This is a genomic window from Desulfitobacterium elongatum (assembly GCF_055378975.1).
The window spans coordinates 3,047,235-3,067,470 of sequence record NZ_AP038772.1 but is presented as its reverse complement, the minus strand read 5'-3'; the positions used below and the strand labels follow the sequence as shown (position 1 = coordinate 3,067,470).

At 43.2% G+C, this 20,236-nt stretch carries 20 protein-coding genes and 1 tRNA gene; 18 read left to right on the top strand and 3 right to left on the bottom strand.

Annotation, left to right across the window (positions count from 1 at the left end; translation table 11 throughout):
- The first annotated feature begins 94 nt into the window (after window positions 1-94).
- The 7 genes from ACZ42W_RS14310 (at window position 95) to ACZ42W_RS14280 (ending at window position 6,790) form a co-directional block, all read left to right on the top strand.
- Window positions 95-1,738, top strand: coding sequence for a peptide ABC transporter substrate-binding protein (locus ACZ42W_RS14310; protein WP_464166017.1), 1,644 nt, complete (start codon window positions 95-97; stop codon window positions 1,736-1,738).
- A 127-nt stretch (window positions 1,739-1,865) separates the two neighbouring features.
- Window positions 1,866-2,795 (top strand): ABC transporter permease, encoded by a 930-nt coding sequence (locus ACZ42W_RS14305; protein WP_464166016.1) that lies wholly within the window; start codon window positions 1,866-1,868, stop codon window positions 2,793-2,795.
- A gap of 1 nt (window position 2,796) precedes the next feature.
- Window positions 2,797-3,714, top strand: a complete 918-nt coding sequence (locus ACZ42W_RS14300; protein WP_464166015.1) for an ABC transporter permease — start codon at window positions 2,797-2,799, stop codon at window positions 3,712-3,714.
- A 15-nt stretch (window positions 3,715-3,729) separates the two neighbouring features.
- Window positions 3,730-4,740, top strand: a complete 1,011-nt coding sequence (locus ACZ42W_RS14295) for an ABC transporter ATP-binding protein (RefSeq protein WP_464166014.1) — start codon at window positions 3,730-3,732, stop codon at window positions 4,738-4,740.
- The gene (locus tag ACZ42W_RS14290; RefSeq protein ID WP_464166013.1) at window positions 4,740-5,699 is read left to right on the top strand and encodes an ABC transporter ATP-binding protein; all 960 of its coding nucleotides are present in this window, start codon (window positions 4,740-4,742) and stop codon (window positions 5,697-5,699) included. Before ACZ42W_RS14295 ends, ACZ42W_RS14290 begins: the two co-directional genes overlap by 1 nt.
- A gap of 209 nt (window positions 5,700-5,908) precedes the next feature.
- Entirely contained in the window at window positions 5,909-6,589 is a 681-nt protein-coding gene (locus ACZ42W_RS14285) for a dTMP kinase (protein ID WP_464166012.1), read from the top strand.
- 125 nt (window positions 6,590-6,714) lie between these two features.
- Window positions 6,715-6,790: transfer RNA gene (locus tag ACZ42W_RS14280), tRNA-Arg, on the top strand.
- Window positions 6,791-6,897: 107 nt separating this feature from the next.
- On the opposite strand, the gene ACZ42W_RS14275 is transcribed toward ACZ42W_RS14280, so the two are convergent.
- Window positions 6,898-7,044, bottom strand: a complete 147-nt coding sequence (locus tag ACZ42W_RS14275) for a small, acid-soluble spore protein, alpha/beta type (protein WP_464166011.1) — start codon at window positions 7,042-7,044, stop codon at window positions 6,898-6,900.
- A gap of 291 nt (window positions 7,045-7,335) precedes the next feature.
- Between ACZ42W_RS14275 and ACZ42W_RS14270 the strand changes: the two genes are divergently transcribed.
- Entirely contained in the window at window positions 7,336-8,220 is an 885-nt protein-coding gene (locus ACZ42W_RS14270) for a YitT family protein (protein WP_464166010.1), read from the top strand.
- 46 nt (window positions 8,221-8,266) lie between these two features.
- Complete coding sequence (locus ACZ42W_RS14265) at window positions 8,267-9,292, top strand: tetratricopeptide repeat protein (RefSeq protein WP_464166009.1); 1,026 nt, start codon at window positions 8,267-8,269, stop codon at window positions 9,290-9,292.
- Window positions 9,293-9,316: 24 nt separating this feature from the next.
- On the opposite strand, the gene ACZ42W_RS14260 is transcribed toward ACZ42W_RS14265, so the two are convergent.
- Window positions 9,317-10,117, bottom strand: coding sequence for a polysaccharide deacetylase family protein (locus ACZ42W_RS14260; RefSeq protein WP_464166008.1), 801 nt, complete (start codon window positions 10,115-10,117; stop codon window positions 9,317-9,319).
- Between the two features lie 260 nt (window positions 10,118-10,377).
- Window positions 10,378-10,632: a hypothetical protein gene (locus ACZ42W_RS14255; RefSeq protein WP_464166007.1), complete on the bottom strand. Its 255-nt coding sequence runs from the start codon at window positions 10,630-10,632 to the stop codon at window positions 10,378-10,380.
- A 138-nt stretch (window positions 10,633-10,770) separates the two neighbouring features.
- Between ACZ42W_RS14255 and ACZ42W_RS14250 the strand changes: the two genes are divergently transcribed.
- The 9 genes from ACZ42W_RS14250 (at window position 10,771) to ACZ42W_RS14210 (ending at window position 20,207) form a co-directional block, all read left to right on the top strand.
- Window positions 10,771-12,036, top strand: a complete 1,266-nt coding sequence (locus tag ACZ42W_RS14250) for a tetratricopeptide repeat protein (RefSeq protein ID WP_464166006.1) — start codon at window positions 10,771-10,773, stop codon at window positions 12,034-12,036.
- 72 nt (window positions 12,037-12,108) lie between these two features.
- A complete protein-coding gene (locus ACZ42W_RS14245) occupies window positions 12,109-12,552 on the top strand; it encodes a hypothetical protein (protein WP_464166005.1) in 444 nt (147 codons plus the stop codon).
- Window positions 12,553-12,571: 19 nt separating this feature from the next.
- Entirely contained in the window at window positions 12,572-13,102 is a 531-nt protein-coding gene (locus ACZ42W_RS14240) for a hypothetical protein (protein ID WP_464166004.1), read from the top strand.
- Window positions 13,103-13,636 (top strand): cob(I)yrinic acid a,c-diamide adenosyltransferase, encoded by a 534-nt coding sequence (gene cobO / locus ACZ42W_RS14235; protein WP_464166003.1) that lies wholly within the window; start codon window positions 13,103-13,105, stop codon window positions 13,634-13,636.
- A gap of 83 nt (window positions 13,637-13,719) precedes the next feature.
- Window positions 13,720-15,048, top strand: coding sequence for a type I glutamate--ammonia ligase (gene glnA, locus ACZ42W_RS14230; RefSeq protein WP_464166002.1), 1,329 nt, complete (start codon window positions 13,720-13,722; stop codon window positions 15,046-15,048).
- Window positions 15,049-15,241: 193 nt separating this feature from the next.
- Window positions 15,242-15,445, top strand: a complete 204-nt coding sequence (locus tag ACZ42W_RS14225; RefSeq protein ID WP_464166001.1) for a hypothetical protein — start codon at window positions 15,242-15,244, stop codon at window positions 15,443-15,445.
- Window positions 15,446-15,756: 311 nt separating this feature from the next.
- Window positions 15,757-17,658 carry a PrkA family serine protein kinase gene (locus tag ACZ42W_RS14220; RefSeq protein ID WP_464166000.1) on the top strand — a complete coding sequence of 634 codons (1,902 nt, stop codon included), beginning with the start codon at window positions 15,757-15,759 and terminating at the stop codon, window positions 17,656-17,658.
- Window positions 17,659-17,673: 15 nt separating this feature from the next.
- Window positions 17,674-18,804, top strand: a complete 1,131-nt coding sequence (gene yhbH / locus ACZ42W_RS14215) for a sporulation protein YhbH (protein ID WP_464165999.1) — start codon at window positions 17,674-17,676, stop codon at window positions 18,802-18,804.
- Between the two features lie 20 nt (window positions 18,805-18,824).
- Window positions 18,825-20,207 carry a SpoVR family protein gene (locus tag ACZ42W_RS14210; protein ID WP_464165998.1) on the top strand — a complete coding sequence of 461 codons (1,383 nt, stop codon included), beginning with the start codon at window positions 18,825-18,827 and terminating at the stop codon, window positions 20,205-20,207.
- Window positions 20,208-20,236 lie beyond the last annotated feature (29 nt).

Here is a 20,236-nt window from a genome sequence, read left to right as displayed (position 1 = left end):
AGAGGAATTACCTTTGAGGAGGTGGTCGAAACTAGGCAATAAAGAAAGTTCGCAAGTATTATGATTATTTAACTAAGGAGGAAAGAAAGAAAGAATGTTTAAAAGTAAAAAATTAGCTACCCTTACTTCGATGCTCGTCGTACTAGGGCTGCTCGTCACAGGTTGTGGCAGCACAGGCGGCGGCAATGCAGCAGCTCCAGCGGAGAAAGTCCCACAAGTAATTACTTACAACAATGCTGCTGAACCTGAGACCATTGATCCAGCTAAAGCACAAGGTGCGCCTGACCTTACTGTTATCAATGCGGTCTTTGAAGGTCTTGTCCGGTATGACAAGGATGCTAAAGTTACACCAGGTATGGCTTCTGAATGGAAAATCAGCGATGATAAGAAGACCTATACCTTCAAACTTAAAGATAGCAAATGGTCCAATGGTGATCCAGTAACTGCTGATGACTTCGTCTTCGCATGGGAACGTGTCCTAAATCCTGCAACAGCTTCTCCATATTCCTATCAATTATACTACTTGGAGAATGGTCAAGCGTATAACGAAGGAAAAGAGAAGGATTTCAGTAAGGTTGGGGTAAAAGCCCTTGACGCGAAAACTCTTGAAGTTAAGCTGAGCGGTCCTGCACCTCAGTTCCTAGGTCTTACTGCTTTTGGAACCTTAATGCCTGTTAATAAAAAGGTCGTTTCTGCTGACAAGGATTGGGCTACCAAATTGGATAGCTACGTAGGAAATGGTCCTTTCAAAATGACGAAGTGGGAGAAAAACCAAAAGTTTGAATTCGCTAAGAATGATAACTATTGGGACAAAGGTTCTGTTAAGTTAGACACACTCGTCTTTACTTCTGTAACCAAAGCTTCTACAGAGTACAATATGTTTGAGACTGGGCAAATCGACTTTGGTGATGATCCGCCGACCGAAGAAATTGAGCGTTTACTTAAGGACAAAACTGTTGCGCTTGCTCCAGATTTGACCACTTACTACTATACCTTTAACACCAAAGCTAAGCCTTTCGATGATCCTAAAGTTCGTAAAGCCTTTGCTATGGCGATTAGCCGTGAATCTATCGTTAAGAACGTAACTAAAGCTAATCAAAAACCTGCTTTTGGCTTCGTTCCCTCAGGGTTCCCGGATGCTGACACTACAAAAGATTTCCGTACAGTAGGTGGAGATTACTTCAAAGAGGATGTCGCAGAAGCTAAGAAACTTTTAGCTGAAGCTGGCTATCCAGATGGTAAGAACTTCCCTAAAGTAGAGCTTATGGTCAACGACAACGAAGCACACGTAAAGATTGCGTCAGCAATCTTGGAAATGTGGAAGACAAACCTCGGTATTTCGAACATTTCTGTTAAAACCATGGAGTGGGGATCCTATCTTAAAGCTCGTAAGAGCGGAGATTTCCAAATCGCTCGTGCAGGTTGGGGAGCTGACTACCTCGATCCAATGACCTTCGTTGATCTCTACACTACAGCAAATATCGGTGGAAACAACGATACGTTCTGGAGTAATGCTGAGTTCGACAAAACCATTGCAGCTGTTAATGCCGAAGGCGATACAAAGAAACGCTTTGAACTGATGCACAAGGCAGAGAAGCTCATGATGGACGATCAAATCATTCTTCCGATTTACTTCTACACGAATCCTTACTATGCTAAGTCCTATCTTAAGGGTTATATCGTTCCTTCTTTTGGTCCGAACGTTGAGTTTAAATGGGCGTCTGTAGAAAAACACTAAGAATTCAAGGAAAATTCATTGACAGCATGTTAATTGACTGAATGGGCACTTACTGAGGTATATGTGCATCTGCACATATACCTCAACTCTGTCGAGGCCCAAACGGAATTTTTTGGAGGTGGGAAAATTGTTAAGGTTTGTGCTGAAACGTATCGTTGCAACTCTTATGGCATTATTCGTCATTGTTTCAATTACGTTTACCATCATGCACACCATTCCGGGTGGGCCGTTTGATTCGGAAAAAAAGGTTAATCAGGTTATTATGGATAATTTAAATGAAAAGTTTCATTTGAATGACCCATTGACCAAACAGTTTGCAGATTATTGGGGAAACCTACTCCATGGAGATTTTGGACCCTCTTTTCGCTATGAATCACAAACGGTCAACGATATCATTAAGCAGGGATTTCCGGTCTCAGCGACTTTAGGTGCTATTGCAGTAATTACTGCTTTGGCTCTGGGTTTACTTCTCGGTATCATTGCTGCTCTGAAGCAGAGCCGTTGGCAGGACTATACCGCGATGATTTTTGCGACCATTGGTATTTCTGTCCCAAGCTTTGTAATGGCACCTCTTTTGATGTATTTCTTAGGGGTCAAATTCAAGATTTTACCCGTGGCCATGTGGGGATCTTGGAAGCAAATTATTATGCCGGCCTTTGCTCTATCCCTTTTACCGATGGCGACGATCGCCCGTTTTACCAGAGCGAGTATGATTGATGTCTTAAATCAAGATTATATTAAAACTGCGAAGTCAAAAGGCTTGAATCAGCGTGTTATCGTATATCGTCATGCAATGCGGAATGCATTGATGCCAGTCGTAACTTACCTCGGGCCCATGATCGCGGGGGTATTTACTGGAAGTTTTGTAGTTGAACAGATTTTTGCTATTCCTGGTCTAGGAAAATGGTTCGTAATGAGTATCACTAACCGTGACTATACCGTCATTCTAGGCGTTACCATCTTTTACAGCCTCTTTTTGCTAATCATGAATCTTATAGTGGATATTTTATATGCAGTGATTGACCCACGAATTAAATTAGCGAGTGGAGGGGAGTAAAGTGAGTTTATCTAGTGAGATGTTCACGCCAGTTGATAAAGACTTGAAACAGGCGGAAGCGATTGTCCGTCCAAGTTTGACCTACTGGCAAGATGCCTGGAGACGTTTAAAACAGCATAAATTAGCGATGACTGGATTGTATATCATAGGGTTCTTAATCCTGATGGCGATGTTTGGCCCTTATCTGAGTGGCTTTGATTTTAGAGAAAATCACCTCGATAAAACCTATATGGCACCCGGGAGTGAGTATTGGTTTGGATCAGATGCCTTAGGAAGAGACTTATTTACTCGAATTTGGTATGGGGCTCGAATCTCGCTTTCCATTGGTGTTGGAACTGCGATTATTACTTTCGTTATTGGTGTTTTCTACGGTGGAATCTCTGGCTTGGTTGGCGGAAAAGTTGACACTATTATGATGAGAATCGTTGAGATCCTCTGGGGAATACCATTTCTACTCTATGTTATCTTACTAACCCTCTATTTCAACGATGGTGGTCTAAAGACGATCTTTATTGCTCTTGGTGCCGTTTATTGGTTAAGAATGGCTCGGATTGTCCGTGGTCAGGTTCTTCAGTTGAAAAACCAAGAATACGTCATGGCTGCAAGAGCTCTTGGAGCGAGTAACTGGCGTATTTTAACTCGCCATCTCATCCCAAATTCCCTGGGCCCGATTATTGTAGAAGTAACGCTTGCTGTTCCTGAAGCCATCTTCTCAGAATCCTTCTTGAGCTTCTTAGGCCTTGGGGTTAGTGTTCCCATGGCAAGCTGGGGAGTGCTTGCAAATGACGGGATTGGTGCGTTCCGCTCCTATCCTTGGTTAATATTTTTCCCGGCGTTCTTTATCTGTCTGACGATGCTTGCATTTAACTTCCTTGGTGATGGCTTACGTGATGCTCTTGATCCAAGAATGCGGAAATAGGAGGTGGGACAAGAGATGTCTGAATTACTCAAAGTAGAAGATTTACAAGTTTCCTTCTTTACCTATGCAGGAGAAGTCCAGTCAGTGCGCGGAGTGAATTTCTTTCTGAATAAGGGAGAAGCGCTAGCAATTGTTGGAGAATCTGGGTGTGGGAAATCGGTTACCGCTCAGTCTATTACGCGTTTAATTCCTGTCCCACCGGGCAAGATTAAATCGGGTCGTGTCCTTTTCGAGGGAAAGGATCTTACGAAAGCAACTGAAAGAGAAATGGAAACTATTCGTGGTAGGGATATCGGTACGATCTTCCAAGATCCGATGACTTCCTTAAATCCAACGATGACCATCGGCCGCCAAATAACGGAGGGCCTAATCAAACACCTTAAAATGTCCAATGAGCGGGCGAAGGCGCGTGCCATTGAGCTGTTAACCCTTGTAGGAATTCCTAATCCGGGAGATCGTTACGCTCAGTACCCTCACGAATTTAGTGGCGGTATGCGTCAACGGGCCATGATCGCCATTGCGTTAGCTGCGAATCCCAAGTTGTTAATCGCTGACGAACCAACAACGGCGCTCGATGTGACGATTCAAGCTCAGATTATTGATTTGATGCGGGACCTTAAGACGAAACTGGATACCGCGATTATTCTTATTACACATGATTTGGGCGTAGTAGCAGACCTTGCTGAACGTGTCATTGTTATGTACGGTGGAAAGATTGTGGAGTCAGGGAGCGTTAAGGATATATTCTATGCTCCGAAGCATCCTTACACGTGGGGATTGTTGAAATCTGTTCCGAGGCTCGATGATGATGACAAGGAACGGCTCATTCCTATTTTTGGACAACCCCCGGATTTGTTTAAACCACCGGTAGGATGTCCCTTTGCTCCACGTTGTGATTATGCAATGAAAGCGTGTGTAGAGCATATGCCCTCTATGGAACAGGTGAGTGAAGGACATCATGCAGCGTGCTGGCTAATGCATCCTGATGCTCCTAAAGTCGAGGCACCCGTGAGGAGGAAAGCATAGTGGCATCGAAAGAAAAATTAGTAGAAGTCAAAAACCTTAAGAAACATTTCCATGTTGGTGGAAATCAAGTCCTTAAGGCAGTGGATGATATCAGTCTTGATATTTTTAAGGGGGAGACCGTTGGCTTCGTTGGGGAGTCCGGTTGTGGTAAGTCGACGGCAGGTCGCACGATTCTCCGTCTCTATGAAGCGACTGCTGGTGAGGTCCTTTTTAAAGGAGAGAATATCTTTAAGAAGGATAAAAAGGAAATGCTGCATGTGCGTCGCCAAATGCAGATGATCTTCCAGGATCCCTATGCTTCCATCAACCCTAGGATGACTTGTGGAGATGTCATCGGGGAAGCGATTGACATTCATAAGCTTGCAACGGGTAAAGCCCGTCAGGAACGTATCTATGAGCTTCTGAATCTTGTCGGATTGAGTAAGGAACATGCTAATCGTTTCGCGCACGAATTTTCTGGGGGACAGAGACAGCGTATCGGGATTGCCCGTGCTCTTGCTGTTGAGCCTGATTTTGTCATCGCAGACGAACCTATTTCTGCACTTGACGTTTCGATTCAGGCTCAAGTCGTCAATCTTCTTGAAGACTTGCAAAGGGATTTAGGATTGACGTATTTATTCATCGCCCATGACTTGGCCATGGTTAAGCATATTAGTAGTCGCATTGCGGTCATGTATCTAGGGAAGATTGTGGAGTTATCTGAGAGCAATGAGCTGTATAAGACCCCACTCCATCCCTATACCCAGGCGCTGCTATCAGCTATTCCTATTCCGGATCCAGTCATCGAGGAAACCCGGCAGCGCATCATCTTGGAGGGGGATGTCCCAAGTCCGATTAATCCTCCAAGCGGTTGTCGCCTCCGGACACGCTGCCGTTATGCTAAGCCAGAGTGTGCCGAGGTAGAGCCTCAGTTAAGAGATATGGGAAATGGGCACTTGGTTGCCTGTCATATTGTATAAGCATAAAGCTAGCGTCTAAGCACGCTAGCTTTTTTTCTTTTCTAAAACAGATAACTTTCGTAAATCTAAATCAGTTATCTTCCGTAAAATATGGTGGATATGTTAGAATGTTTTGGTAAGACACGAAAATTGGACGAGAATCAGGACGCTGCAGAAAAGATAGTGAAATATTTATGAGCAAAGCTAAGCAGGAAGAAGGAAATGTGAGCATGGGAAAACTCATTATAATAGAGGGCGGAGATGGAAGCGGCAAAGCGACACAAACGAAGAAACTCTGGAATCGACTGACGCAAGAAGGATTTCAGGCAAAGAAAGTAGAGTTTCCAAATTACTCGAGCCCTTCTTCGGCACTTGTGAAGATGTACCTCGGTGGAGAGTTTGGAAAGGACCCCAATGCTGTGAATCCTTATGCAGCTTCTACTTTTTATGCGGTTGATCGCTTTGCTTCGTTCAAGGAGCTCTGGGAAGACTTTTACCGTCAAGGTGGAATTGTCCTTGCGGATCGCTATACAACGTCGAACATGATTCACCAAGCGGTTAAAATTAAAGAAACACTCGATTGGGAGAGCTACCTGGATTGGTTAAAAGATTTTGAGTATCGACTGATGGGGCTGCCCCAGCCGGATTTAATCCTTTACCTTAATATGCCACCAGAGTATAGCATTAGTTTTATTGCTACGAGGGTGGGTAAATCCTCAGTTTCTGAGCAGGATATCCATGAAACGAATCTGGAATTTTTAAGACAATCCTACGAAAACGCACAACGTGTACGGATTCGTGAGAATTGGGTTAATATCTCGTGTGTTTCCAGTGAACAAAAGCTAAAGTCCATCGAAGAAATTCATGAGGAGATTTACCAGGCTGTAAGAGATTACTTTCGCGTGAAATAGACCTATAAGCTGACGTTAGAACATTCTAATTAAACCTCAGCATATCTAAAACAACGATATTTAAAGTCTTTATGCTTGACAAACACTAGAGGTTTTAGTAAAGTAATAGAGCAAATTGATTTCAAGCGCTCGTAGCTCAGGGGATAGAGTGACGGTTTCCGAGGCCGCAGGTCGCAGGTTCAAATCCTGCCGGGCGCACCATAACGAATGTAGACGCTGCAAGATCGTAGCGTTTTTGTTTTTACGACAACAGGACCAAAGAAAAAGACCAGTTTTTAAACCGGTCTTTTTCTGTATGTTTGATGCTATTAACTTTTTCCGAAGCTTGCAAATGTCCGACGAACCATTTCCCCACCAACAGAACCATTTTGACGAGCTGTACGTTCTGCACCAAGTTGAACACCTAATTCGGAAGCAATCGTGTTTTTGTCGACTGGTAAATTGTACTTCGCCATGATAAGTTACCTCCTAATGTTGTCTTTTGTTTAAGTACTGAGGCACATTTGATTCTGATGCTTTTGATTCTGAGTCTTGATTCGCGAATCACTAATACTAATTTGCCCGTAAACGTAACGAATATTCAGGAAATTTGTGGATAGAGTAAAGGAAAAGTATTCAATGCTTGTGGACTAACCCCTTTTATGATCTACTTTAAAGTTGTCAAGAAGAAGATGAACGGAGTATAATCAAAAGGGATTTATGCGATTTTTTGAGGCGAGTCACGAGGGTTCGAGTCGACCTTCAGAATGGATGGGATTCTTTTGAAGTTGAAGCAGATGATATCAAAGGTGCCTTGGGTCCATCTAAAACGAATCATTGGGATTGTTTTGGGAGCTATTATTGTTGCCATAAGTATTAACACGCTTATTATCCCGAACAAGATAGCGGATGGTGGCATTACAGGGATAGCGATTATTCTTCATTATCTATTAAATTGGCCAATCAGTTGGACTGTTTTATTATTGAATCTCCCCTTGTTCGTGATTGGTTGGAAAATGGTAGGACGTACGTTTCTCGTATACAGTGTGCTTGGGGTTAGTGCCTTTTCTATCGCTTTAAGTTTAAGCAGCATTGCACCGAGCTTAACGAACGATGCCCTGCTTGCTGCAATCTTTGGCGGAGTTGTATCTGGGATTGGTATGGGTATTATCTTTCGTAGCAGGGGGTCTTTGGGTGGTACAGATATTCTCGCTGTCTTTTTCAGTAGAACGACTTCTTTTAGCGTAGGCCAAATTCTTATGGGGATTGACGCTATTATTTTTATCGTAACCGCCATTCTTCTGCGCCCAGAAATGGCGATGTATGCCATGATCTATATGTTCATCGCTACAAAAGTGATTGATTTAGTCCAGGAAGGGTTGAATCACTCAAAGAGCGTACTTGTAGTGACTTCTGAACCGAAAGCTATAGCCCAAGCCATTATGGACAAGCTTGATCGAGGTGTAACTCTCTTTAATGCAGTCGGGGCTTATTCGAGAGAGAATAAACTGGTTGTCTATTGTGTAATCAATCGAACGGAGATTTCCCAAGTGAAGGAGATTATTCATACGAAGGATCCAAGGGCGTTCTTAGCCATCTCAGATGTTCCCGAAGTAGTTGGAGAGGGATTTTCATCTTGGAAAGGGCATTAAGCCTTCTAGTAGCCATAAGAAAGTTAGAATAGAGTGAGAAAGATTGATGTCGAAGAAAAAAAGACCTTCCTCCGCGGTAAGAAAACGGAGAGTAAGAGTCCAGAGAATCGTTGGGGTTGGGTTTGCACTCATTTTTTGCATAGGTTTAATCATTAATTTTCCCGTTATAGGACATGTAAAAGAAGTTCGGAGTTCACTTGACCGTTACGATATCGAAGGAGTTAAGGGAGAACTCGCTTGGATAGGTGACAATGCATCTTGGCTTAAGAAAGTTCCCATGATTAGGGATGGGGAAATCTGGCTGAAGCTGAATCAGAGAGAGTATGAAGACTTAGAAGGTGAACTTGCTCAATTTGAGGATGATAAACATCGATTTTGGTTATTTCAGGCCCATCTGCTGATGGATCAGGAGAACAAAGCTCAACAGGATATACAAACACTCCAGTCTTCGTCCCTACGTGCTTTGGCAGAGGGTCTACTTCTGGTTAAAGAGGGTAATGACCAAAAAGCAAGTGATAAGATTCGGACTGCGACGGACTCCGAACTGAATAAAGAGGAGAAGGTTCTGAAGTATATTAGTTTAGCGAGAATAGAAATGTCCCTTGGAGATCTGGATAGGGCACAGGAGGCTTGGAAAAGAGCGAATGAATTATCTTCAGATTATCCTCTTGTCGTCGAAACAGAGTACGATCTTGCCTTAGCAAGCGGTCAGTGGGGAAGAGCAAAGGATTTAAGTCTTCAGCTTGAAGAGATTTCAGGGGATTCGAACCGTTTACAAGTATTGCTCATAAAAAAAGCGCTCCTTGCCCTTACGGTCGGGGAGCGCCAGATTTACCAAGAGACTATAGAAGAATTAGGGACTTTGAAGGACGGAGAAGCTTATTTGAATTATTTATCAGGGACAGAACTTTATGAGCAAGGGAATTTCAAGGAAGCGGAGAAGAACTTTCAGAACGCCTTGAATCGTGGCTTGCCTAACCCCATCCGTCGAGATGCTGAAAAGGCACTGGCCCAAGCTAAGGAGCGTGTTCAAGCGGAAAATGCTTTGAATCAAGCGAAGAAACAGTCGTGATGGGTAAGCTTAAACGAGATGAGCTTACTTATGAGGAGCTAGCTCTCCCTTTTCTAGCGTATTCAAGTTGCTTTCTGGAGGCCAAGTCTCTGTTGCACTCTTCAATAATTGTCCGACAGGAACCAAGGACGTATTCCTAGCTTTGAGTCGATCGATAACAATCGGGAGGGCTTTAATTGTGTCTGGTGCGGAATCGGAAGCGTGGAAGAGTATGATATCTCCTGGCTTAGCTCCATGACCATTGCGGATCCCATTTAATACGTTATTGATTACAGCATCCGGCCCCGGGCGCTTCCAATCGAGTGAATCAACACTCCATTGAATAACCCTATAGCCGAGACGTTGGGATACACTGATCACCTTATTATCATAGGCTCCGTTGGGAGGCCTAAGTAAAGAAATCTTTTGACCCGAAATCTTCTCTAAGACTTCCTGAGAAGTGAGAATTTCACGTTCAAGCTCGCCTGGGCTCAAGGTATTTAAGTCGACATGACGATTACCATGGGAACCGATTTCATGCCCCTCAGCGACGATTCGCTTTACAAGGGCTTCGTGCTTGGAAGCCCATGGACTTGATAAGAAGAAAGTAGCGTGAATTCCTTTTTCTTTTAAGGTGTTCAGAATCGGTTCTGCTGTGGTTTCACCCCAGCTTATATCGAAGGTAAGACCAATTTCTTGAGTAGTCACTTGTGCAGAATAAATAGGTTTGAGTTTGTTACTGAAGACAGAAGCGACATTATCACGGTAAGCCATGACGACAAAGAGTAAGATAGCCCATAGCATAACATTACGCCAGGATGGTCTCTTAAAAACAACAAAACGCATGAATATCCCCCCTCGCCTAAAGGATATTCAATAGTCATCCTGAACATGAGGAATAAGTTTGTACAAATATTAAAAAAGCTAAGACGACAGAACCGTCCCCGTGTCTCACCCAAATTAAATAAACCCAAAAAGGGCCCAAAATTATTACAATTTTGGGCCCTTTTTAATAAGGGTTATCAGTGTAGGAGAACAAAACTATTGCTATAGCTCTTAGTAAAATTTTAGTGGAAATCATTACTAGAGTCAGATTGTATATCGTATTAGAAACGACTAAAGCGTGTACCGAAAATTAACCTCAGTAGATCATAACCAAACAAAAGTTTAATAAAGAAGTGAAGGACTAGGATGCTTGTAACAAAAATGACGGCAATCTTAATTAAGATAAAAGCAATCGCAAAAATCCAGGTGAAGACACGGCCTAAAATGACCGCCGAAAGATAGAGTGCAATAATCAAAAGGATGATTTTAACCGCAGTTAGCCAATTTGAAGATGGAGCAGGTCGATACGTGTTCAACACCAACACCTCCTTACAACAACAGATTAGCATATTTCGACTTAACTGTCTAGATTATGTATTAAATCGTGTACAAGCTTGTTTTCGCGCCAAAAAACCCCTTCCTGCATATGATGGATATGACACGGAGGGGATGCTATGAATGAAAATGCTTTGGAAATTTGGCGAACTTTAATGGAGAAAGGAACTGCTAATCTAGGACAAGCAGAATATATACGAGCAGAGGACTTTTTTAGGAGGAGTCTACGCGTAGCCAATCAACTTGATGCCCCGGTGATTAAGGCTTTTACTCTACGCCTATTAGCAACTGCACAAGTCAAACAAGGAAAAACGGAAGCCGCAGAGCGTGGATTCCGCGAGGCCTTACGGATCTGTGAAGAAGCTTCTAACTTAAAGGGAATGTCTGAAGCGTATGCAGGATTGGCTAGCGTTGCAGTTGAGACTAATAATCTCGAGACCGCAATCGTTTGGTATAAACGAGCGATTCAGGTCTATCCCTCAACCTCTCCCCAACTTAGGCTAGCCATGCTACACAGTGATTTAGGTCAGGTCTATTCAGCCGCAGAACGCTGGAAAGAGGCTCAGGCAACCTATGGGTATGCGATGGAGCTTTGTGATCTTTATGGTTACCCGAAGGGCGAGGGGGAGCTCAGTGTGCTTATTGGGGAAGCTTGTTTTCGTCAAGGAGATAAAGCAGGAGCGCAATCCTATATTCTTCGTTCGTGTCAAATCTTTGCAAAACTACAAGAACGTAATTCGTTGATTAATGCCTTGCAGTATTTCGCCTTTATGAAATTTGAACAACAAGAACTCGAAGCGGCTAGAGAATCGCTGCAACGTGCAGTCGTTCTACAGGTACACTTTGCTTTTTGGGAAGAAGTCAGTGAGAGTAGTTACTTTTTAGCCAAGATTCTTCAAGGGCTAGATCTTTTGGACGAAGCTCACTACTATTTGAAATTATCAATTGAGTGCACTCATGAGGAGAACGTGGGTATGGCCCTGCGTTTACTTAGCTTGGGTAAACTGATGACGTTAAAGCAGGATTTCGCAGCGGCAAAAGAGTCTATGATTGAGGCAGCTTCCCTTTTTGAGCATTTAGGAGATGACCTTAGGCTGGGAGAAGCCTATGAGCACCTCACCTTTTTAGCGGAGTGTCTCGGGCAAGAAGAGGAAGCAGAAAAGTATCGTCAAGAATCCATCCGTACCCTTGTGGGGCAAAATGTTATATCCTTGAGTGCGGTTCAGCGGTTGGCTGAATATTACGAGCAACGACATAATTATCTGGACGCCCTTCAGTGTTATTGGCAATCTCTACAAATAGCACGTGAGATTGGGTATGAAACAAAGGAGTTGGAACGAGCAATTCAAAGGATCTCTAAGAGAGTGCGAAAGAAGAAACGTTGAAATTTTTGGAAGGACACTAGGAATATTCAGCATTTTCAGGTAAAATAAAGTATAGTTAGGGGTGGTGATATCGTGGTCAAGGTTAAAGATAAAACCTTACGTAAAATTGAGGATTATTTTGCCCGTGAAACCGCCATGCGAGGAATCTCAGAAATTCAAGTCACCATAGAGGATATGAAAAGGGAAACGCAGCTTTCCTTAGTCACAATATATAAGGCCTTGGATGGCTTGATTGAAACTGGAAAACTTGAAGTAGTACAGCAAGGTAGTCGTCGCTCCCCGAAGATTTATCGATATTTAGTGGGAACACAGCAGAATCTCTACTCTTCACCAGCCTCTGATTTGGCTGGACTGACCAAAGCGATGGAGAGCTTGATCCATGAACTCGTGATTAAGGAACAGGTCGTTGAGGCCCTTAGAGCAAAGCTCGCTACATATGAAGCCTTAGAGACCCAAGTGCTTTATCGTTTGCAGCTTTCGGATGATGTGGAAGTCATTGTCCGTAAAAAAGTTTAAGGATAAGTGAGGAATTGCTGTGAGAGAAGAAGATTTTCTACTATTAGAGTGTTTAGAAGATATTCATCATGTTTTGGAGCAATCCTTAAAGAAGATTTCTAAAGTGCACTCTGTTCATGTTACTCTCCTTGAGGAATGGGAAGAGGAACTACGAAATCACCGTAGGGTATTTGAAGAGATCTCTTCACCTGCGCGACTCATTATTGAGCATTTTATGCATAGCCGACAAAGATCGGGTCAAGTCGCTTTAGAAGCTGGTCAGCTCAGTCAGACATTTTCAAGCATAGGTGGAATAAAAGTCGAGCAATTTGGGATAATCAAGATAAAGCTTGGCGAATTAGAAGTGGTTTGGCGAGATGGGAGTTATACATATTATCTCTATCCGGATAAAGTAGAATTAAGAGCGGTTGACGAAAAGTCGGCGGTGAAGATGCTCTTTTCCATAGCATTTACACGAAAAGCCGTGGAGCAGTTTCCGGAACTTGTTCATTCCCCGAATGTAGCCTATATTCATCCCCAGTTAGAACAATGGTTAAAGAGGGTGCTTTAAGTGCAGCGTTTAAGCGAAGGTTTAGTTCAGATTTATACGGGTACGAGTAAGGGGAAGACTACAGCCGCCTTGGGCTTGACACTCCGAGCCGTGGGGCATGGCTTCCATGTGTATATCCTTCAATTTATGAAGGGACGCCAAGACTATGGTGAACTTACTGGTTTAAAGCGATTAGAGCCCGAATGCCAAATTGAAGGATTTGGAACCCAGGGGTGGGTACACAAAGGACAAGCTCAGCCTGAAGATCGTATCGAGGCGCAAAAAGGGTTGAGGCGAGCTCAGGAGATTATAGCATCTGGGGAGTGGGACATTGTTATTCTTGATGAGATTATTAATGCCATCTGGTTCGAGTTGCTTACTGAGGATGAAGTACTTCGTCTTATAGACCAAAAGCCTAAACACGTTGAGCTCGTACTTACAGGTCGAAATGCCTCTATGAACTTAATCGAAAAGGCCCATTTAGTAACTGAGATGGTACAAGTAAAGCATCCTTTTGAACAAGGAATCCAGGCCCGCCTAGGAATAGAGTACTAAGCACCATATTCTTCAGCAAGGAGTATGGTCTTTTCATTTTCTTGGAATACTTTATTTACTCGGGTAGAATTGAGGGGAATTTTATGTCGCTAACCAAAGAAGATGTCCTGAAAGAAGCCTATGATAAAGGTGTAAAATTTATCCGATTACAATTTACAGATATTTTTGGGGTGCTTAAGAATGTAGCCATTACGATTGAACAACTTGAAAAGGCTTTGGATGGAGAAATGATGTTTGACGGTTCTTCAATCGAAGGATTTGCCCGAATAGAGGAGTCAGATATGTACCTTCATCCAGATCCCAATACGTTTCTGATTTTTCCATGGCGGCCTACCGACGGTGGAGTCGCACGTTTGATATGCGATGTCTATGATCCGGAGGGAAGACCGTTTGAGGGGTGTCCCAGAAGCACGTTAAAGAAAGTCATTGCTGAAGCAGAAGACATGGGATTTATGTTCAATGTCGGTCCGGAACTTGAATTTTTCTTATTTCAGACGGATTTGGAAGGCCGTCCTACGACCATCACGCATGATAAAGCGGGTTATTTTGACTTGACTCCTGTCGATTTAGGGGAGAGTGCCAGAAGAGATATGGTCTTGGCCTTGGAACAACTCGGTTTTGAGATAGAAGCCTCACATCATGAAGTTGCCCCTGGTCAGCACGAAATCGACTTCAAATACTCCGATGCTTTAGATACGGCAGACAAAATTGCGACGTTCAGATTTGTCGTACGAACCGTTGCACAACGGCATGGACTCCATGCCACGTTTATGCCAAAACCCATCTACGGTATCGCGGGCTCGGGGATGCATACCAATCAGTCGCTCTTCAGAAACGGTAAGAATGCCTTCTATGAGCCAGAGGGCCCTCTACAACTTTCTTCAGATGCCTATCATTATATGGCAGGGCTAATGAAGCACGCTCGGTCGTTTACGGCCATAACGAATCCGACGATCAACTCTTACAAACGTTTGGTGCCGGGTTATGAAGCACCTTGTTATATCGCCTGGTCAGGAAGGAATCGCAGTCCCTTGATTCGGATTCCTGCGAAGCGTGGAGCATCGACTCGCGTAGAACTACGAAGCCCAGATCCTTCGTGCAATCCTTATCTCGCTTTAGCCGTTCAATTGAAAGCTGGACTGAGTGGAATCAAGGAAAAACTCCAACCTCCAGCCTCCGTTGATTTGAATATCTATGAAATGAGTAAGGAAGAAAGAAAAGCACATGGGATTCACTCTTTGCCTGGGAGCTTACTCGAGGCCCTTCAGGAATTAGCGCGGGATGATGTGATGCGTGAAGCCCTTGGAAAGCATATTTTTAATCGCTACATAGAAGCAAAAATGAAAGAGTGGGAAAGATTCCAAGTGATTGTCCATCCCTGGGAAATCGACGAATATCTCCAAATGTACTAATTTAATACGTCAAGATAATTTAGTAGTAAAAGGAAGAGACCTCAAGGGTCTCTTTTTTTACCAAAGAATAACATTAGTTTATTTAGAATTATCTCACAATTGCTACTAGATTTTAATTTATTAATATGGTAAAATAAACTCAAATAGAGTAAGATTTCACATTCACAAAAGGATGGTGTTAAGAATGCTAGCAATGAAATACGAAACTTCTAAAGCAAATACTCAACGAAAAACATTAACATCGTTTCAACGAGGGGACAGAGTCATTACAAACAACTCTCGTTTAGGAACCGTTGTCCGTTTAGATAAGGATGAGCAGGGTGAATACTTAGTGGTTCAATTAGATATCTTGTCAGGTGAATTTGCCTATGATGCCTGGGATTTAGAGAAAGTTTAAGCATTGAATCTCAGGGCAGTTAGCCACCAGTAAGGAATACTGAGAAGAATTCGATTGAATAATATCAACCAGAAGAATTTGATTAAAATATTAACCCCATTTAGATATTCTTAGTAGAGTTTTGAGAATGAATAAAACGCTTGCGAGGCCTTCCTAGAGTTGAGCCTTTGCAAGCGTTTTCATTTTTTTATCAGTGTCTTTCATGTATTCATAAGCCCAGTGGAAAAAGTCATGTCTCTTCTTTTTAATCGAGGCATATACTTTTAATAGTTACTGATGGGAAGGAAGGTTATGCGAAAGGGAGGGCTACTATGGAAGTTGTGCAATGGCTAAAAAATTATAGGGATAGAGAAGCGGCTTTAGCTTGGAGTGGAACGTTTGCAGATTATCTGCAAATGGTCGTGGATAATCCTGCATTAGGGATGCATTCTCATGCTCGAATCTATGAGATGATTCGCAAGGCAGGTATCAAGGAAGAAAATAACCAAAAGAGCTATCAGTTTTTTAATAAAGAGTTATTTGGAATGGACAAAACACTGGAACGTTTAGTTGAGGAGTACTTTCATTCAGCGGCGAAACGCCTCGATGTAAGAAAAAGGATTCTCCTCTTAATGGGGCCAGTAAGTGGTGGAAAATCAACGATTGTGACTCTCTTAAAACGAGGGCTTGAGGAGTATACCCGGACGGATGAGGGAGCAGTTTATGCGATTGATGGCTGTCCGATGCACGAAGATCCACTCCATCTCCTACCCGTTGTATTAAGGGAAGAGTTCGAACAAAAGTACGATATACGAATTGAAGGAAGCCTCTGTCCCGTTTGTCGGATGAGGGTAGAGGAAGAATTCAAGGGAAAAGTAGAAGATGTGCCCATCAAGCGAATTGTCTTTTCCGAAGAAGAACGGGTTGGAATTGGTACCTTTACCCCCTCTGACCCCAAGTCTCAAGATATCGCAGATCTGACCGGGAGTATTGATTTCTCGACGATTACGGAATACGGCTCAGAATCAGATCCCCGTGCTTATCGCTTTGATGGGGAACTCAATAAGGCGAATCGAGGATTGATGGAATTCCAAGAAATGTTAAAGAGCGACGAGAAGTTTCTTTGGAATCTCCTTAGTCTCTCCCAAGAGGGGAATTTCAAGGCGGGGCGCTTTGCTTTAATCTCAGCAGACGAACTCATTATTGCTCATACCAATGAAAATGAGTATAAAGCGTTTATCGCTAATAAGAAGAATGAGGCCTTGCAATCCCGCATCATCGTGATTCCAGTATCGTACAATTTGAAGGTGAGCTCTGAAGTGAAGATCTATGAAAAGCTCATTCAACAGAGCGATCTTCACGAAGTGCATCTTGCACCGCATAGTCTATGGACCGCCTCTGTCTTCAGTATCATCTCTCGTCTCAAACCCTCAAAAAAGCAGGGTATGGATCTTCTGAAGAAAATGCGCCTCTATGATGGGGAGGATGTCGAAGGATTCAACCAAAAAGATATCAAGGATCTGATGACTGAAGGGGAAGAGCAAGGGGAAGGAATGAGCGGAGTAGATCCCCGCTATGTCATTAATCGGATTTCCACAGCCTTAATCCGGGATCATAAATCCTGTATCAATGCCCTAGATATTCTCAGAGCGCTGAGAGATGGATTATCCCAGCATACCTCGATTACGAAGGAAGAACGGGAAAATCTGGTCAACCTCATTTCTCAAGCACGCAAAGAATATGATGAAGTCGCGAAGAAGGAAGTCCAGAAAGCCTTTGTCTACGCCTATGAGGAATCGGCGAAGTCCCTCTTGAATAACTATCTGGATAATGTTGAAGCATATTGTAATTCCAGTAAACTTTACGATCCCATTACTGGAGAAGAACTTGCCCCCGATGAACAGCTCATGCGGAGCATAGAGGAGCAGATTGGGGTATCAGAAAACGCGAAGAAAGCCTTCCGCGAAGAGATTCTCATTCGAATTTCCATCTTCGCTCGTAAAGGCAGGTCTTTTCAATACACCTCACACGACCGCTTAAGGGAAGCCATAGAGAAGAAATTATTTGCGGATTTAAAGGACATTATCAAGGTAACGACTTCTATTTCGCACCCGGATCAGGAACAGCTGCGACGGATAAACGATGTCACGGATCGTTTAATACAGCAACATGGGTATTGCCCAACCTGTGCGAACGAAATCGTGAAATACGTTGGTTCTCTCCTTAACCGCTAGGGAGGGGGGATCAGTATGAGTGACGATATTATTGTCAGTCGTGATGATTGGAGCCTTCATCGCAAAGGATATCTCGATCAAAGTCGTCATAAAGAGAAAGTTCAGGAGGCTGTCAAACAGCAACTGGGTGATTTGATCGTGGATGAAAGCATCATCCTCAGCGATGGCAAAAAGGCGATGAAGATTCCTATGCGCTCGCTGGAAGAGTTCCATTTCCGCTTTGATCATAATAAGAAAAATCATACCGGGCAGTCCAACAAAAAAATGACGAACGGGGATATTTTGGCCAGGGAGCACGGTCGGAAACAAGGGGCCGGAAATGGTCCAGGTGCCGGCGAAGAGCCAGGGATTGATGTTTATGAAGCAGAGGTAACCTATGAGGATTTAGCCGCCATATTATTTGACGAACTACAGCTCCCGAATCTAGATGATAAAAAACGGCCCTTGATCGCACATGATAAACCAGAGTTTAAAGATGTACGAAGAAAGGGACTGATGTCTAATATCGATAAGAAACGCACCTTAATCGAAAGCATAAAACGTCAGTCCTTAGCAGGCAAAGGCTCGGATTTGCGCATTACTCCAGAGGACTTGCGTTTTAAGACCTGGGAAACCCATCCGAATTTCGAGACGAATGCCGTGATCCTTGCCATGATGGACACGTCCGGTTCGATGGGACAATTTGAAAAATATATTTCACGCACCTTTTTCTTCTGGATGGTTCGTTTCTTGCGTAAGAAATATGAAAATGTCGAGATGCGTTTTTTAGCTCATCATACAGAAGCAAAGGAAGTGACAGAAGAGGAGTTCTTCACGCGTGGGGAGAGTGGAGGAACCCGATGTTCCTCCGTCTACCAACTTGCACTGGACATGATCGAGCGAGACTATCCCCCTCAACATTATAATATCTATCCGGTGCATTTTACGGATGGAGATAATATCGGGTCAGATAATGCTCGCGCCCTGAATTTAATGCAAAAGTTAGTGGAGGTAAGCCAGATCGTTGGCTACGGAGAAATCTTGAGAACGCATTATTCGAGTACTCTGATGTCAACACTGAAACGAATTACAGATCCTAAACTTCGTCTTGTGACCATCCGAGATCGTAATGAAGTCTATGGAGCCTTGAAAAGTGTCTTTTCCTAAGCGGGAGGGGAGTGATAGCCATGGATCAAGAAGTATCAGAATTGGGATTCCACGCGAAGGAAATTGCTGAAGTCGCAAGGGGGTTAGGACTCGATTTCTATCCTGTTCATTTTGAAGTCTGTCCTGCAGAAGCACTTTACTCTTTTGGAGCATATGGAATGCCCGTCCGATTCACACATTGGAGTTTTGGGAAGGCCTTCTATCGATTAAAGATACAGTACGACTTGAATCTAAGTCGAATTTACGAACTGGTCATTAACTCCAATCCTTCCTATGCTTTCCTCCTTGAAGGAAATCAATTGATACAGAATAAACTCGTCATTGGGCATGTCTACGCGCATGTGGATTTTTTCAAAAATAACCGCTATTTTCAGCGAACCCCTCGTGATATGGTAGTTCGCATGGAAGCCCATGCAGAGCAAATTCGTGAGTATGAATTACTCTATGGGAGGGAAAAGGTCGAGCACGTTTTAGATTCCGTACTTTCTATTCAAGAACATGTTGATTCTCGAGCCTATTTAGGAGCGAAGCACGAAGCTTACGCCAAGCCCAAGGGGAAAGGCGAGAAAGAAAAGAAAAAACCTGGACCCCATACGGAATATGAAGATCTATGGGAGTTAGATCCAGTGAAAGACCAGGCCAAGGAAAGCCCAGAAGAAGAAGACTTATTGCTTTTTCTCATCATGAATTCTCCTATCCTTGAGGATTGGCAACGCGATATCATAAGTATGATGCGAGAAGAATCACTCTATTTCTATCCCCAAATTGAAACAAAAATCATTAATGAGGGATGGGCCACCTTTTGGCATTCGAGAATTATGCGCGAACTGGATCTAAGTGATGAGGAGGTTATGGATTTTGCGGTTATGCATAGCCAGGTGGTCCAGCCTTCCCGATTGCAACTAAACCCCTATTATTTGGGGGTGAAAATTTGGGATTCTCTCGCGGAACAACATGACTTAGATTTTCTTTTTGAGGTTCGGGAAGTCGAGAATGATGTTTCCTTTATCCGTAATTACCTGAATCGAGATCTCGTAGAGAAATTGAACCTTTTCAATTACCGTAAGATTGGAGCACACTGGCAGGTTACGGATACTGAATGGGAGAGCGTTCGAGATAATCTTGTCAAGCAGCTCGTGCATGGTGGACATCCGCGCATTCTTGCTCTGGATGGGGATTATGAAGGGAAAAGGGGATTATATTTAAAGCATGTGCACGAAGGACTCGATCTGGATCAAGTCTCTCTTGAGAAAACCTTAATCTTCGTGCAGAGTTTATGGGGAAAAGGGGTGTATCTCGAGACAATTATGGATGGTAAAAAGGTTCTATACGAGTGTCAAAACAGTATGGTTTCACGAAAAAACTTTTCCAAACATCAGGAGCGGTTAGAAGAGAATGAGTGAGTGGTGTAGATTATTAATAAGAATAGTTT